Here is a 14,047-nt window from a genome sequence, read left to right as displayed (position 1 = left end):
CCTGAGGAGGACCGCAGGTCCGTCTCGAAGGATGGCCAAACACTCCGAGCGAGCGGCCCATCCTTCGAGACGGCGCTTCGCACCTCCTCAGGATGAGGTCGGGGGGAAGACGATGTTTTGCTGGAGACACACATGATCATCGTTCCTGAAAAGGAAATCGCCGGCCTGATCGGCCGCCAGGAATCCTTTGACGCTGTCGAAAGCGTCTTTGCCGCCATGGCGGGCGGGGCGGCCTATAACTTTCCGGTTATTCGCGAGGCAATCGGCCATGCCGATGCGCTTTATGGGTTCAAGTCGGGCTTTGACCGGTCCTCGCTCGCGCTCGGCCTGAAATCCGGCGGATACTGGCCGGGCAACATGGCAAAGGGCCTGACCAACCACCAGTCGACCGTGTTCCTGTTCGATGCCGATACCGGCAAGGCGAAGGCCGTCGTCGGTGGCAACCTGCTGACCGCCCTCAGAACAGCGGCAGCTTCTGCGGTTTCTATCAAGCATCTTGCACGCAAGGACGCGAAGGTGCTTGGCATGATCGGAGCTGGCCACCAGTCCGCATTCCAGATGCGGGCCGCTGCCGAACAGCGCGACTTCGAAAAGGTGCTCGGCTGGAACCTTCATCCGGAAATGCTTGTACGCCTGGAGGAAACCGCGAACGAACTCGGTCTGCCTTACGAATCCGTCGATCTGGAAAGGATGGGCGCAGAAGCCGACGTGATCATCTCGATCACCTCCAGCTTCGACCCGATCCTGATGGAAGAGCATGTTTCGCCGGGCACGCATATCGCGTGCATGGGCACCGATACCAAGGGCAAACAGGAAGTCGATGTTGCGCTTGTTGCCAAGGCAAAGCTCTTCACGGATGAAGTCGCTCAGTCGGCGACGATCGGTGAATGCCAGCATGCGGTGGCCAGCGGAATTGTCTCTGAGGACAATATAATTGAGATCGGCGCGGTCATTAATGGTAATCATCCAGGCAGGACGTCGCAGAGCGATATCACCCTCTTCGACGGTACCGGCGTCGGTCTTCAGGATCTTGCCGTGGCATCCGCTGCGGTCGATCTGGCGATCCAGAAGGGCGTCGCGATCGAAGTGGATTTCTAGACGGACCGTGGAAAATGCGGATTGTGATCAACGGGTTCGGCCGGATCGGCCGGACCCTCTTGCGTCAAGTGCTGAAGCTTCCGGAAACGGAACGCATCGAGGTGGTGCGGATCAACGATATCGCACCGCTTGAGACCTGTGCCTATCTCTTCAAGTATGACAGCGTCTTCGGTCCGTGGCCGGGCGAAGTAACAGCGGGCGAGGGCACCTTGACGGTGGACGAACGCGAGATCGTCTTCTCTGCCGAACCCGATTTGTCTCTCCTTGATCTTTCCCAGGTGGACGTGGTGCTGGAATGCACCGGCAAGGCAGACACGCGCGAGATCGCGGAACGTGGCCTGAAAGCCGGCGCAGCCAACGTGCTGATTTCAGGCCCTTCCAAGGCAGCCGATATCACCCTGGTGCTTGGTGCCAACGAAGACCAGCTCGGCGACCACCGCATCGTCTCCAACGGTTCCTGCACCACCAATGCCCTCGCTCCGCTGCTACGCGGTCTTGATGATGCTATCGGCATCAGGAGCGGGCACATGACCACCATCCACTGCTACACCGGCAGCCAGCCGATGGTGGACGCCCCGAGGGGACCGCTGGAGCGCAGTCGTGCCGGCGGCGTTTCCATGGTGCCGACTACCACGAGCGCTACCAAGCTTGTCGGCAAGGTGCTGCCGCAGCTTGAGGGCAAGATCAGCGGTGCCGCCGTCCGGGTGCCCGCGATCAGTGTTTCCGCCGTCGACCTGACAGTGACGCTGGCACAGCCCGTGAAAGCCCCTTTCAACACCAGGCTGCTCGAGATCTTTTCCGGCAATCCGGTGATCGGCTTCGTAGGGGACCGGGTGGTTTCGACGGACATGCGTGCCCGACCGGAATCCCTGGTCATCCATCTGCCTGAAACGCTTGAGGCCAATGACTACCAGGTGCGCATCTTCGGCTGGTACGACAACGAATGGGGTTTTTCCGCCCGGATGATCGACATGGCACGGCTGATGGCGGGGCGGTAGGGACACAATTTCTCCTCCCCCGTCATTCCGGACAAGTGCAGCTTGGCTGCACGCAGATCCGGAACCCAGCGCGTCAGCGTGAGCAAAGCGAAGACTTCTCAAAAATAGAGACGCGCCTTCAGCGCGAAATATGTCTGGATTCCGGATCTGCGTCCAGCTGCGCCTCCCTTGTCCGGAATGACGGAGGGGGAAATTTCCAACTGCTGAAACGCCTGAAATTCTTCCCTGCAGGCCCCCACCATCGTCATCCCGGCCAAACGAAGTGCGAGCCGGGATCGGGGACCCATGAGACTGGATAGTCTCACGTTATCTATCGAATGGCCTCGGAACCCGGTCCGGAATGTTCGCGTCCAGGAAGACGGCGACAGATCACAAAAAAGGGCCGCTCACGCGGCCCTTTCTCATGCATATGAAACCCTTGTCCTTACGCACCTTCTTCCTTCGGCAGGGAGCCGCGTCCGTGGCCGGAGAGACCACCGGAGACCTCTTCGGTGGATTCGTCGGAGAGTTCTTCCGGCAGCACCAGGTTGAGGGCGATGGCGATCAGGGCTGCCGGCAGCAGGCCGCTGGTCAGAAGGATACGCGCGGTGTCCGGCATGTGCTGCAGGGCGCCCGGTTCCAGCTGCAGGCCGAGACCGATGGAAAGCGAAATGGCGAAGATCACCATGTTGCGCCGGTTCCAGTTCACATCCGACAGCATCGAGATACCGGCGGCAACAACCATGCCGAACATCACGATGACCCCCCCGCCGAGAACCTCGATCGGAACGGTGCGGATGACCGCGCCGACCTTCGGGATCAGACCGCAGACGATCAGGAAGATCGCGCCGATGGTCACCACATGGCGGCTCATGACGCCGGTCATGGCGATGAGGCCGACGTTCTGGCTGAAGGAGGTGTTCGGGAAACCGCCGAAGAAACCGGCGACAGCCGTGCCGAGACCGTCGGCAAAGGTCGCACCGGCGATTTCCTTGTCGGTCGCTTCCCGGCCGGCGCCGCCCTTGGTGATGCCGGATACATCGCCCACGGTTTCCACCGCGGAAACGAAGGCCATCAGGCAGAAGCCGAGCACGGCGGCGAACGAGAATTCGAAGCCGTATTTGAACGGCTGCGGCAGGGCAAAGACAGCCGCACGGTCCCAGGACGTGGAGACGGCTTCAAAGGTCAGCATGCCGGTGGCAAGGGCGAAGATGTAACCGGCGATCAGACCGAGCAGAACCGCGGAGACCGACATCATGCCCCTGCCGAAGAACTTCAGCCCGAGTGTCACCACGATCACCACCAGAGCGGCCGCCCAGTTGAGCAGCGAGCCGTATTCCGGCGTGCCGATGGCGGGGACACCGCCGGCGGCATACTGGATGCCCACCTGAACCAGCGCGAGACCGATCATCGTCACCACAAGTCCTGTCACCAGCGGAGGCAGGGCGAAGCGGATCTTGCCGATGACGAGGCCAAGACACGCATGGAAGAAGCCGCCGATGATCACGCCCCCGAACAGCGCCGCGAGACCGTCGACCCCCTTGCCGGCAACAAGCGGGATCATGATCGGCAGGAAGGCAAAGGATGTGCCCTGAACGATGGGCAGGGCCGCGCCGACCGGGCCGAGAGTGATCGTCTGCAACAGGGTCGCGACCCCGGCGAAGACCATCGACATCTGGATGAGATAAAGCAGTTCCGGAAAGTCGGGAGAATTGGACCCGAAGCCGAAGCCGGCTGCACCGGCCACGATGATGGCAGGTGTGACGTTGGAGACGAACATGGCCAGGACATGCTGGATGCCGAGCGGGATCGCCTTGTAAAGCGGTGGCGTGTAATTGGGATCCCGGAGCTGCTCCGGAGATCCGATCGATGAATTAGACATTTCTGCTCCTCTGAAGGTCGTGTGAACGTCTCCGCCTCGTTGAGCGGGCAGGGATCGTTCTGAAAGGGAGGCTTATTCCTTGTTGTCGGCCTCCACTGTCCAAGGGTCGGGAAACCAGTGTTCCTCCAGGTTGGTTCCTTCCCCGATGCGGTCCACGACCGCGTAGCGGCCCGCTTGCCAGAGCGGGGCCAAAACACCGTGCCAGGTGCCGCGATACAGGTTGATCGCCTGTCCGGGCTGGCTGATGAATGCCTTCAGGTTGACCGGCTGGCCATTCTCGTCGTCAGCGACGACAACCAGCATCGGCACACCGTCCAGCGGTATGAAGGCCTGACTGCCTTCCGGGTGTCGCTCGACCATGTCGACGACATAGGGAAACGACCGGGCCTTGGCATCGAACAGGCTGATGCCCGCCCGGCCTTCGCCGAAGTCGAGCTTCGCCCGGTCATGATGGCGGCCGCACATGCCCTGATTTATGATTTTGTCGGGTGCGCCCGCCACCTCGAGAACATCGCCATAGGGGGCGAAGGCCTCTGCGGTCAGGATCGATGGGGCAATGAGACGGCTCACGGCAGCAGGTCCTTGAGCCGGAACTGGGCAATCCGTTCCACCTGGCGGCAGGCTTCCTCGAATTCGGTCGCCCGGTCATTGTCGATCCGGCGCTGGAAGGCAGCCATGATCGAAGCCTTGTCATGATCGCGCACCGCGATGATGAACGGGAAACCGTGTTTTTCGACGTAGGTATTGTTCAGCCGGGTAAAGGTCTCGCGTTCCTCGTCGGTCAGCATGTCGAGACCGGCGCTGGCCTGCTCGTTGGTGCTTTCCGCCGTCAGGCGACCTGCCTGTGCCAGCTTTCCGGCAAGATCCGGGTGGGCAGTCAGAACGCCGAGGCGCTCTTCCTCGCTTGCGGAACGGAACATCCGGCACAGCGCGTTGTGAACACCGGCGGCACAGTCATGAGCCGGGCCGAGTTCCAGCTCGAAGGCACGTTCGGCGATCCAGGGGGAGTGCTCGAAGATGCCGCCGAAGGTTTTGACGAACTCGGCTTTTTCCATACGGCTGGGGCGAAGACCCTTCTGCGGCGGGTGTGTCTTGGCCCAATGGTCCGCGATTTCGATGCGGCGTGGGCACCAGACGCCTTCATGAGCCTGGATATGATCGATGAATTTCTTCAGCGCCATGATCTTGCCCGGACGGCCGACGAGGCGGCAATGCAGGCCGATGGACATCATCTTCGGCGTGTCCGTCGTGCCTTCCTCATAGAGCATGTCGAAGGCGTTCTTCAGATAGAGGAAGAAATCCTCGCCATCCGTCCATCCCGGTGCCGTCGCGAAGCGCATGTCGTTGGCTTCCAGCGTATAGGGAATGATCAGCTGATCACGGCCATCGGCATCCAGCCAATAGGGCAGATCGTCATCATAGGTGTCTGAAATATAGGCAAAACCGCCTTCCTCGGCGACGAGGCGAACGGTGTTTTCCGAGCAACGGCCCGTGTACCAGCCGAGCGGTCGGCTGCCGACCACTTCCGTGTGCAGGCGGATCGCTTCGGCAATGGCCGCACGTTCCTCTGCTTCGGGCATATCCTTGTGTTCGACCCACTTCAGGCCATGGCTGGCGATTTCCCAACCGGCGTCCTTCATGGCCTGCACCTGTTCCGGGCTGCGGGCCAAAGCGGAAGCGACACCATAGATGGTCAGCGGAATATTAGCCCGCGTAAACAGCCGGTGCAGGCGCCAGAAACCGGCGCGGGCGCCGTATTCATAGATGGATTCCATGTTCCAGTGGCGTTTGCCCTGCCACTGGGCCGCGCCCGGAATGTCGGACAGGAACGCCTCGGACGCCGCATCGCCATGCAGCACGCAATTCTCGCCGCCTTCCTCGTAATTCAACACGAACTGGACAGCGACCCTGGCCCCGCCCGGCCACTTTGGATCCGGCGGGTTCTGACCATAGCCACGCATGTTCCGGGAATAGCGATTCAAGACGGACCTCCTCGTGATACCAACGTGTTTTGAACCAAGCAAAGACTATGCCTCATTCAAGGGCTGGCATGTTGTCTTCTTATAAAACAGAATAATGGACATGACTTTCTCGTCTTTTTAGAAAGTGCTTCCTGTGAACCACGGGTGCCCTTCGATTGAGGCCCACAGCATCATGCGCGCAAACTGACATTTGGAGGAGGCCAAGATGGCCGGTTACCTGACGACTCACGTGCTCGACACCGCCCAGGGTTGCCCTGGAAAAGGCATCAAGATCGATCTTTATGCAATTGATGGTGACAACAGGACCTACGTCCGCAGCCTGGAAACGAACGACGACGGCCGCACCGACAGCCCGATCCTGCCGAAAGACGAATTCAAGACCGGAACCTACGAGCTGGTGTTCCATGTCGGCGCCTATTTCGACGCCGCTGGAACCGCTTTGCCGGACCCGAAATTCCTCGACACGGTGCCGCTGCGGTTCGGCATGTCGGAAGAAGCCCACTACCACGTGCCGCTTCTGGTCTCGCCGTTCAGCTATTCGACTTACCGGGGGAGTTGAGGCTTCTATCGAGACCCGCCAATCACAACGAGCGGAGGTGGAGCCACCAGACCGGGCTGACCAGGAACTGTGGTTCGGGATTGCGAGACGCGGTTGGGAGTTGCTTTAGTCAACTTGTCCCATGACGTCCTTTTTGTCCTGAAGGTGCCTGAATAATTGATCGAAAACTTGTTGGCGATCCGCTGTGCGATCCGGCCAAAGCTGCGTTCCGGGCTGTAAAAACTATACAAACTGAAACTCTCGCTCAAACCCGGAGCGCCATCGTCCGACCCGGAAAAGCTGTAACGCCAGTCACCTGCCTGCATCTTGCCTTTAATCCGGCTACGTCCCAGCAGGAAGGGCCCGTTAGGCGCCACATACGTTACAGATTCTAGCCGAACAATAAGATCATGCGCAGGAGCGTTCGGGCTCAGTTGGCGGTTGATGTCGTCTGCCACAGCCTGAAGTTTCGCTCTGAGCTGAGCAGCGGCTATTGGCGCAAAAGGACCTCCACCAGGCTCTACGATAACTCGATTGATGCGATAGGCCTGACCACCAGTCTGTTGATGCTGACACGCAACGACACTCAGCAGAAGAAAAAATACCAAAAAAATACGCGCCATGACTCTATTGTATCTCAGTTGCTGGAAAGTTTGGCGACAACCTATGATATTAGAGTTTTCAAACGCGTTAATCGCCAGAAGTTGGCGCCACACAAAATAGGGTCAATCAGGAAGGCCCGGCTCAGATTCCTTCTTAATGATGATTTCCCGATGCGGATACGGGATGCCGACGTCATTTTCCTTGAAGGTGTCCCAAAGCGCCAGCAACACCTTGCCGCGTACGTTGGTAAGTCCCTGCTGCGGATCCCGGATCCAGAAGCGCAGGACGAAGTCGAGCGAACTGTCGCCAAATCCCGTAAGCCAGCAGACCGGACGGCGGGAGCCTTCCACCCGGCCGACCGTCATCGCCGCTTCGATGGCAAGCTTCGAAACTTCATGCGGGTCGGCGTCGTAGGAGACGCCGAAATTGACGTCAAGGCGGACAAGCTCGTCGCTGAAGGACCAGTTGATCACACGGTGGGTGATGAAGTCTTCGTTCGGGATCAGATATTCGCGTCCGTCCCGCGTTACCACGGAAACGAAGCGGGCACGCAACTCGCGGATCCAGCCGAACGTGCCTTCCAGCGAGATGGTGTCGCCCGGTTTGATCGACTTGTCGAGCAGGATGATGATGCCGGAAATGAAGTTGGAAATGACCTTCTGCAGGCCGAACCCGAGACCGAGGCCGACCGCCCCGGTAAAGACGGTGAAGGCGGAGAGATCGATACCGACCGAGGAAAGCGCAACCGTTCCGGCCACCAGGATCAGCCCGAACTTGGCGACCTTGCCGATCAACACGCGGATCGACGGGGTCAGCTCATCCGACTTTTGTACCTGTTCATCGAAATAGCGCCCGAGGACCACCGCGACCCAGACTGTCGCAAACAGTAGCAGAACCGCCTTCAGGATCAGCAGCAAGGACAACCGCATCTCGCCGAGTGGCAACGCCAGACTGTCGAGGAAGGTGCCGGCCTCATCGTCGAAACCTAAAATGACCAGCGCAACATAGATCCAGGCGAGCCAGCTGAGCGTTCTTGCCACCAGCCGGTTGCGGATGACCCTCGACAGAACCGAGACAAACAGCCAGGCGAGCGACAGCGACAGGGCGATCGCGATGAAATGGCTCCGGCTCGGCCAGGTGACGCTGCGCATCACCGTAAGGGCAATGAACAGGAACAGGCTGAAGAAGATCCACTCGATCCGCCGGAGCAGGGCCACCACCACACGAAGCAGGCCCGGATGGCCCCTGATTTCACGTGCACGGGCTTCTAGCCTCGGCTCGACGCGAAGGCTCAGCAGCTTGGCCAGGCCGAACAGAACTACGATGATGGCAAGCTGATAGGCAAACCAGGGCGCAGTCAGGTAGCTGAGGGCCAGCGTGGCCCAGGATTGAAGTTCGGCAACGAAACTTTCGAGGTTCATCAAACCACCCGTCCGTCTGTTTCCCGTCGAAGCATCAACAGCTTAACAGCATTCCTGGCCCGCGGCCAAGGCGGCTGCAAAACGCTTGCTTGTTCGAGAAGGATACGGCTCGGCCGCGCAGGTGGTTCACACAGGAGGCTTTAGCTGGCGCTGTCGATCTCCAGCTCAGCGCGGAAACGGGACACCCAGTCGGCATTGGTGGCATCTGCCAGTTTGGCAACGCCGGGCACGACACCCTCCGCTGCTGACGCTTCCAGGCCGAGCCGTTGAAGAACCAGTCTCAGCGTGCCCTGCGGATCTGCCGAAAGCGCGTCATAGGTAATCCGAAGTGGGGAAATGCCCTGGATTTCGAACCAGGCTTGCCAGTCGCGGTCAAACCGGGTGAAGCGATCGTGACAGGCGTGGATTTCAGCGGCGTCATATTGCAAATCGCGCGGTTCCGACAATCGCTCGAGCTCGGTGCCGTCCGGAGCCTTGTGCCAGAGGCCGGATTGCTCGGCACGAACGAAGGAAACCGCCTGGTCGACCTTGTCAGCACGGGTCAGGTGAATGAACAGCGTCTTGCCGAAGGCTACTTCAAGACGTGCAAGATCGCTTTCATGGGCCGGGTGCAGGATGGCCAGCTGTTTCATGAAGAAATCGAAGCTGTGCCGCTGCAGCCGCAGGCCAAACAGACCTTTGCCCCGCGTGCCCTTTTCGATTGCTGCCGCAAAGATGCGGCGCAGCGTCGCCTGCTCGTTTTCCCCCGGCACAACATCGACATTCAGGTCCTCAAGCCAATCCTCCTGGGACGGCTCGTGAAAATAGGAGCCCGGATGCCCGGAAACACCCGTCGCCGCCAGAAGCTTGCAGAGCAGCGTGCTGCCGCTACGGGGGGAGGTGCACAGGATGTAGGACGAGTAGCCGATCATGAGGTGTTCATTTCAAGGATCGGTGACAGGCGCAAGACACCTGAAGCAATGCACGGGGATTGCGCCGGACATAGGCTTGAATTTGCGACGGATTTTCGCCAAGGGGTGCCCGGCGGGCAACACTCTGTCCGTGAATTTGCCAGAGAGGATCGCTCATCCCGAGGTTGGCCGATGCCTCGAACTATTGGCGGCAAATTCGGAGCAAGCGGCCCATCCTTCGAGACAGCGCTGCGCACTTCCTCAGGATGAGGGGGCTGGGGGCTGGAAGATCGTCTCTGTTGCCGGACAGGTTTTGGGATACCTTGCCAACCACGCAGACGTTTCGTTTGCCATAGCCGGCAGTGCCGTTTTCGTTCAAGCCCCGCCCCCCAAGGCCGTCACCCCGGACAAGCGCAGCGCAGATCCGGGCCTACTCGCAGGGGCAGCTCGCTGAAGCGGGCGCATTGAGAACTACGCCTGAGTTCTGGAAATGAGCAGACCCCGGGTCACGCGTTGCTCGCCCGGGGTGACTTCAAAGGGATTTGAACCGGCGTACGTTTGCGTTTGAGGTCTTGCTGGCAAGCATTCGAGTTACGCCAAGCGACGGCAGCAGCGCCGTTGCACACTCCAGCCTGTGGCTTCTGCCTCCGAATGCGAAGCTTATGGTTTCGGCCAGCGTCATGCGTCATGCCTTCAACGGCAATTGCCGATGCGCCGGTGTAGCGGGGAACGCCCGCCTTGCGGATTTCTGCGATTAGTCCCAACCCCTTGGCAAGCAGCCGCCAGCCGCGCAGCGCTCCGCTCAAATGCTGCAGCGATGCCTGCCTGTCGGCGAATGTCTGTGTTTCCACCAAAGCCAGTGGTGGCGTACCTGCCCGGCACATCTGGGCGGCGACCAGAACAGCCTTGTCTTCCGGCCATTCAAGCCGGAGTGCTTTCTCAACATGTCGCTGCTCACCCCGGCCAACCGGCCCTTGTCGATGCTGGTGGAGAGTTTCGCGGATGCCCTTCGCGGCGAGATAAACACGCTGCTGGAAAGATCGCTCACCGGATAAGCGGCACAAGCAGTGCCTATCCCGGACGTCCGCGCGACCCGCCGGATACCGGGTCTGCTTCGAACGTTCCGGGCGCCGCACAACCGGCGCCCGGAACTGCGGTTGGCTTAGCTGCCATACTTCTCCAGGATGTCCGCAAGGGCGACATGTCCCTTGCAGGCTCCGGAGCCGGCCGGCTCTTTCCCCTCTTCCAGTTCACATGCGAATTGAACGGCGGCGTCCGCCTCCAGGTTCGCGCGCAGCGCCGACAGTTTCGGCCAGCGGTTCCGGTTTGCAACGGCATGGACATCCAGCCATCTGGCAACGCCGATCAGCACGGCGTCGGCAAGGCTCGGCCGGTCGGCGACGAGATATTTGCCGTCGCCGATCATTTCCTCGAGCCTGTCGTGACGTTCGATCACCTGCGAACGACCGAATTCGGTCAGCGATGCCTGCATTGCGGGGTCGGGGTCCGCCATTTCCATCGCCGTCCAAAGGGGGCTGAAGGCAGCAGTGAATCCCGTGTTGATGAACGCCATCAACTGATGCATCCGGTCGGCGTCCGTCGAAGCTGCCTCGAAGGTGATCCGTCTTTCCGTATCTCTTGCTTCCAGCCAGGCGCCGATGGCCATCGTTTCCGTCAGCACGTCCCCCCGGTCGGTCACCAGCACCGGTGTTTCGACGCGCGGGTTCAGGCGCTTGTAGGACGGATCCCGCATTTCGCCGAGCATGTCGACGCGGCAAAGCCGGTAAGGTTCGCGCAGCCATTCGAAAGCCGCGACGAGCCCCATTGAGCTGCCGGCAGGGTATCCATAGATAAGGATGGGTTCCAAAGTTTCGTTCTCCGTGATTTCTGTCGATCACGCTGCGCAGCGATGGGCGGACCCTAACACGCTGCCAAACCAAGGCAATTACGCACCTTTTTGTTACCACGGAGCGCTTATGAAAGAGCTTGTCTCCCGCTGTCCCATCGAAGAAGTGATGCAGGTCCTGAGCGGCCGCTGGCCGACCTTGCTGATTTACTATCTGACCGAGGGGACGAAACGGTTCAGCGATCTTCGCCGGGACAATCCGACCATCTCGCACAAGATGCTGACGCTCGAACTGCGCAGGCTGGAAGATGCGGGCATCGTCCGGCGGACGGAATATGAAGGCTATCCGCTTCGCGTCGAATACGACCTGACGGAGAACGGGCGCGCGCTGGTGCCGCTCGTCGATGCCCTCGGCGTGTGGTGGGACACGCGCAGCAACGGCGACACGGTTCGGATGGCAGAGCGCTAGCGCGCTGCCATATCCGCCAGAGATTTCTGGATATGCGTCACCATGAAATCCAGGAACAGGCGTACTTTCGGGTCCTGGCGGCGGCGGTGCGTGTAAAGGCAGGCCATCTGCACCGGGATCGGCGGTTCGTTTTCCAGCACCGGCATCAGTTTGCCCGAAGCCAGATAGTCGGCAACTTCAAACGCCGGTTTCAGCACGATGCCGTGGCCTTCCAGCGCCCAGCCGGTCAGGACATCGCCATGGTCGGATTCGAACGGGCCGGATACCGCGACGCGCTTGACGCCAGTATCCGTCTGCAGCGGCCACTGGAATTCCGGCGCACCGGGATAACGCATGTTGAGGCAGTCATGGCGGCCGGCGGCAAGCTCGTCGCTTGTTTTCGGGTTGCCCTTGCGGGCGAGATACTCCGGAGAGGCGCAAAGCAGCCGGTCGCAATCGGCGATCTTGCGGATCTTGAGATTGGAATCTTCCGGCAGGCCAAGGAAGAACGCGGCATCGAGACCTTCGCCCGTCAGGTCGACCTTGCGGTCGGACAGGCGCAGGCGAATGTCGATCAGCGGATTGGCTTCCTTGAATTTCGGGATCGCCGGGGCGATCAGCCGCTGGCCCATGCCGATGGGGGCTGCAACAAACAGCGTGCCGCGCGGTGAACGGGTGACATTGCTGATCTCCGCTTCTGCTTCTTCCACCGCCTCGATTATTTTTGTTGCACCGCGATAGAACAAGTTGCCATGCTCTGTCGGGCTGAGGGCTCGGGTGGTTCGCTGGAACAGGCGGACGTTCAGGTGCTCTTCCAGTTGGGACACCCGTGACGAGGCGACGGCGGAGGAAATCCGCAGATCTCGCGCTGCAGCGGACATGTTGCCCAGCTCGTAAACGCGCAGAAAGGTTCGGATGTTTTCCAGATACGCCATGAGGATGTCCAACCGGGCCGGTTTATTGTTCCGATTTTTTTGAAACTGCTCGGAATTATCCCGAGATACCAGAAAATTCTTGCATGAGCTAGCTTGGGTCAAACGAATTTGGAGGGGAAGCAATGCTGGACATTGCCATCATTTGGGACTGGATCGCCTTTGCGGTTCGCTGGCTGCACGTGATTACGGCGATGGCCTGGATCGGCTCGTCGTTCTATTTCGTCGCGCTGGACCTTGGCCTGAAGAAAGCCCCGGACCTGCCCAAGGGAGCCCATGGCGAGGAATGGCAGGTCCACGGCGGTGGCTTCTATCACATCCGCAAGTTCCTGGTGGCCCCGGAAAACATGCCGGAACACCTGGTCTGGTTCAAATGGGAAAGCTATTCCACGTGGCTGTCCGGCGCGGCTCTCCTGATGGTCGTCTACTGGGTCGGCGGCGAGCTTTACCTGATCGATCCGGCAAAGGCCGATCTTGCCCTGTGGCAGGGTATCCTGATTTCCGCCGGGTCTCTGACCATCGGCTGGCTGGTCTATGACCGGCTGTGCAAGTCGAAGCTCGGCGAAAGCCCGACGCTGCTGATGCTGCTGCTGTTCGCGCTGCTGGTGGCCATGGGCTACGGGTACAACGAGATCTTCACCGGCCGCGCCACCATGCTGCATCTCGGTGCCTTCACCGCGACGATCATGACCGCGAACGTGTTCTTCATCATCATTCCGAACCAGAAGATCGTGGTGGCGGACCTGAAGGCCGGGCGGACCCCGGACGCAAAATACGGCAAGATCGCCAAGCTGCGCTCCACCCACAATAACTACCTGACCCTGCCGGTCGTGTTCCTGATGCTGAGCAACCACTACCCGCTCGCTTTTGCCTCGGAATACAACTGGCTGATTGCTGCCCTTGTCTTCCTGATGGGTGTCACCATCCGGCATTACTTCAACACCAAGCACACGGGTGCTCCGGCACCGACCTGGACCTGGCTGGCAACGGCGATCCTGTTCGTGGCCATTATCCAGCTGTCCATGGCACCGCTCCAGCAGGATACCTGGGAAGCTTCGGAGGCCCGTCCGCTGACGCAGACCGAACAGGTATTCGCCAATGCGGAAGGCATCGATGATGTCATGAACATCATTCCCGGCCGCTGCGGCATGTGCCATGCCCGCGAACCCTTCTACGAAGGCATCCACTGGGCACCCAAGGGCCTGCATCTGGAAACCAAGGCAGACGTCGTGCGCGCCGCAAAACAGATCTACCTCCAGGCAGGCGTCACCAACGCCATGCCGCCCGCCAACGTCTCCTTCATGGAAGAAGACGAGCGCAAGAAGATCATCGAATGGTACAAGAACGCTCGCGGACAGCTGTCTTTCGGTATGGCCGCAACGCACTGAGCATCTACAGATGAACCACCCGGGACGCTCCTCCTTGCGGGG

At 60.2% G+C, this 14,047-nt stretch carries 14 protein-coding genes; 6 read left to right on the top strand and 8 right to left on the bottom strand.

Translation table 11 applies throughout. The features are described 5' to 3' along the window. Window positions 1–132: 132 nt before the first annotated feature. Together bhcD and FIV03_RS01305 are read left to right on the top strand one after the other, a co-directional pair. On the top strand, window positions 133–1,098 hold the full coding sequence (gene bhcD / locus FIV03_RS01310; RefSeq protein WP_152508408.1) for an iminosuccinate reductase BhcD: 966 nt from the start codon (window positions 133–135) through the stop codon (window positions 1,096–1,098). A 14-nt stretch (window positions 1,099–1,112) separates the two neighbouring features. Beyond that, a complete protein-coding gene (locus FIV03_RS01305; RefSeq protein ID WP_152508407.1) occupies window positions 1,113–2,096 on the top strand; it encodes a glyceraldehyde 3-phosphate dehydrogenase NAD-binding domain-containing protein in 984 nt (327 codons plus the stop codon). 424 nt (window positions 2,097–2,520) lie between these two features. Here the strand turns inward: FIV03_RS01305 and FIV03_RS01300 are convergent, their stop codons facing one another. From FIV03_RS01300 to puuE, 3 genes are all read right to left on the bottom strand, one after another. Then, window positions 2,521–3,957 carry a nucleobase:cation symporter-2 family protein gene (locus FIV03_RS01300; protein WP_152508406.1) on the bottom strand — a complete coding sequence of 479 codons (1,437 nt, stop codon included), beginning with the start codon at window positions 3,955–3,957 and terminating at the stop codon, window positions 2,521–2,523. 72 nt (window positions 3,958–4,029) lie between these two features. Beyond that, window positions 4,030–4,527 (bottom strand): ureidoglycolate lyase, encoded by a 498-nt coding sequence (locus FIV03_RS01295; protein WP_023002142.1) that lies wholly within the window; start codon window positions 4,525–4,527, stop codon window positions 4,030–4,032. Then, window positions 4,524–5,918, bottom strand: coding sequence for an allantoinase PuuE (puuE, locus tag FIV03_RS01290; protein WP_209009983.1), 1,395 nt, complete (start codon window positions 5,916–5,918; stop codon window positions 4,524–4,526). The genes FIV03_RS01295 and puuE overlap by 4 nt, the downstream gene beginning before the upstream one ends. 226 nt (window positions 5,919–6,144) lie before the next feature. On the opposite strand from puuE, the gene uraH reads away from it, so the two are divergent. Beyond that, window positions 6,145–6,498 (top strand): hydroxyisourate hydrolase, encoded by a 354-nt coding sequence (gene uraH, locus FIV03_RS01285; protein ID WP_152508404.1) that lies wholly within the window; start codon window positions 6,145–6,147, stop codon window positions 6,496–6,498. Window positions 6,499–6,503: 5 nt separating this feature from the next. On the opposite strand, the gene FIV03_RS01280 is transcribed toward uraH, so the two are convergent. The 3 genes from FIV03_RS01280 to FIV03_RS01270 all read right to left on the bottom strand — a co-directional run bounded on the left by FIV03_RS01280 (window position 6,504) and on the right by FIV03_RS01270 (window position 9,412). After that, the gene (locus tag FIV03_RS01280; protein ID WP_152508403.1) at window positions 6,504–7,100 is read right to left on the bottom strand and encodes a hypothetical protein; all 597 of its coding nucleotides are present in this window, start codon (window positions 7,098–7,100) and stop codon (window positions 6,504–6,506) included. Between the two features lie 102 nt (window positions 7,101–7,202). Then, the gene (locus tag FIV03_RS01275) at window positions 7,203–8,501 is read right to left on the bottom strand and encodes a mechanosensitive ion channel domain-containing protein (RefSeq protein ID WP_152508402.1); all 1,299 of its coding nucleotides are present in this window, start codon (window positions 8,499–8,501) and stop codon (window positions 7,203–7,205) included. Between the two features lie 140 nt (window positions 8,502–8,641). After that, window positions 8,642–9,412: a Stf0 family sulfotransferase gene (locus FIV03_RS01270; protein WP_152508401.1), complete on the bottom strand. Its 771-nt coding sequence runs from the start codon at window positions 9,410–9,412 to the stop codon at window positions 8,642–8,644. Window positions 9,413–10,197: 785 nt separating this feature from the next. Between FIV03_RS01270 and FIV03_RS01265 the strand changes: the two genes are divergently transcribed. Beyond that, window positions 10,198–10,446, top strand: a complete 249-nt coding sequence (locus FIV03_RS01265; protein WP_152508400.1) for a hypothetical protein — start codon at window positions 10,198–10,200, stop codon at window positions 10,444–10,446. Window positions 10,447–10,553: 107 nt separating this feature from the next. On the opposite strand, the gene FIV03_RS01260 is transcribed toward FIV03_RS01265, so the two are convergent. Then, the gene (locus FIV03_RS01260; RefSeq protein WP_152508399.1) at window positions 10,554–11,258 is read right to left on the bottom strand and encodes a glutathione S-transferase family protein; all 705 of its coding nucleotides are present in this window, start codon (window positions 11,256–11,258) and stop codon (window positions 10,554–10,556) included. 109 nt (window positions 11,259–11,367) lie between these two features. Here FIV03_RS01260 and FIV03_RS01255 point away from each other — a divergent pair, with 109 nt between their 5' ends. Next, window positions 11,368–11,706, top strand: coding sequence for a helix-turn-helix domain-containing protein (locus FIV03_RS01255; protein WP_152508398.1), 339 nt, complete (start codon window positions 11,368–11,370; stop codon window positions 11,704–11,706). On the opposite strand, the gene FIV03_RS01250 is transcribed toward FIV03_RS01255, so the two are convergent. Further along, a complete protein-coding gene (locus FIV03_RS01250; RefSeq protein WP_152508397.1) occupies window positions 11,703–12,620 on the bottom strand; it encodes a LysR family transcriptional regulator in 918 nt (305 codons plus the stop codon). The two genes, FIV03_RS01255 and FIV03_RS01250, sit on opposite strands and share 4 nt — an antisense overlap. Window positions 12,621–12,742: 122 nt before the next feature. Between FIV03_RS01250 and FIV03_RS01245 the strand changes: the two genes are divergently transcribed. Beyond that, entirely contained in the window at window positions 12,743–14,005 is a 1,263-nt protein-coding gene (locus FIV03_RS01245) for a urate hydroxylase PuuD (RefSeq protein WP_023002127.1), read from the top strand. The last annotated feature ends 42 nt before the right edge of the window (window positions 14,006–14,047 follow it).

Origin of the sequence: Labrenzia sp. THAF187b (assembly GCF_009363375.1) — a bacterium.
GTDB lineage: Bacteria > Pseudomonadota > Alphaproteobacteria > Rhizobiales > Stappiaceae > Roseibium > Roseibium algicola.
Note: the sequence above shows the minus strand (reverse complement) of the source record. Positions and strands in the feature narration are given on the sequence as shown.

What these genes read in the sequence shown, in the direction of transcription:
- bhcD (WP_152508408.1), top strand. Translation starts at nt 133, where the DNA reads ATGATCATCGTTCCTGAAAAGGAAATCGCCGGCCTGATCGGCCGCCAG.
- FIV03_RS01305 (WP_152508407.1), top strand. Translation starts at nt 1,113, where the DNA reads ATGCGGATTGTGATCAACGGGTTCGGCCGGATCGGCCGGACCCTCTTG.
- FIV03_RS01300 (WP_152508406.1), bottom strand. Translation starts at nt 3,957, where the DNA reads ATGTCTAATTCATCGATCGGATCTCCGGAGCAGCTCCGGGATCCCAAT.
- puuE (WP_209009983.1), bottom strand. Translation starts at nt 5,918, where the DNA reads ATGCGTGGCTATGGTCAGAACCCGCCGGATCCAAAGTGGCCGGGCGGG.
- uraH (WP_152508404.1), top strand. Translation starts at nt 6,145, where the DNA reads ATGGCCGGTTACCTGACGACTCACGTGCTCGACACCGCCCAGGGTTGC.
- FIV03_RS01280 (WP_152508403.1), bottom strand. Translation starts at nt 7,100, where the DNA reads ATGGCGCGTATTTTTTTGGTATTTTTTCTTCTGCTGAGTGTCGTTGCG.
- FIV03_RS01275 (WP_152508402.1), bottom strand. Translation starts at nt 8,501, where the DNA reads ATGAACCTCGAAAGTTTCGTTGCCGAACTTCAATCCTGGGCCACGCTG.
- FIV03_RS01270 (WP_152508401.1), bottom strand. Translation starts at nt 9,412, where the DNA reads ATGATCGGCTACTCGTCCTACATCCTGTGCACCTCCCCCCGTAGCGGC.
- FIV03_RS01265 (WP_152508400.1), top strand. Translation starts at nt 10,198, where the DNA reads ATGCTGCAGCGATGCCTGCCTGTCGGCGAATGTCTGTGTTTCCACCAA.
- FIV03_RS01255 (WP_152508398.1), top strand. Translation starts at nt 11,368, where the DNA reads ATGAAAGAGCTTGTCTCCCGCTGTCCCATCGAAGAAGTGATGCAGGTC.
- FIV03_RS01250 (WP_152508397.1), bottom strand. Translation starts at nt 12,620, where the DNA reads ATGGCGTATCTGGAAAACATCCGAACCTTTCTGCGCGTTTACGAGCTG.
- FIV03_RS01245 (WP_023002127.1), top strand. Translation starts at nt 12,743, where the DNA reads ATGCTGGACATTGCCATCATTTGGGACTGGATCGCCTTTGCGGTTCGC.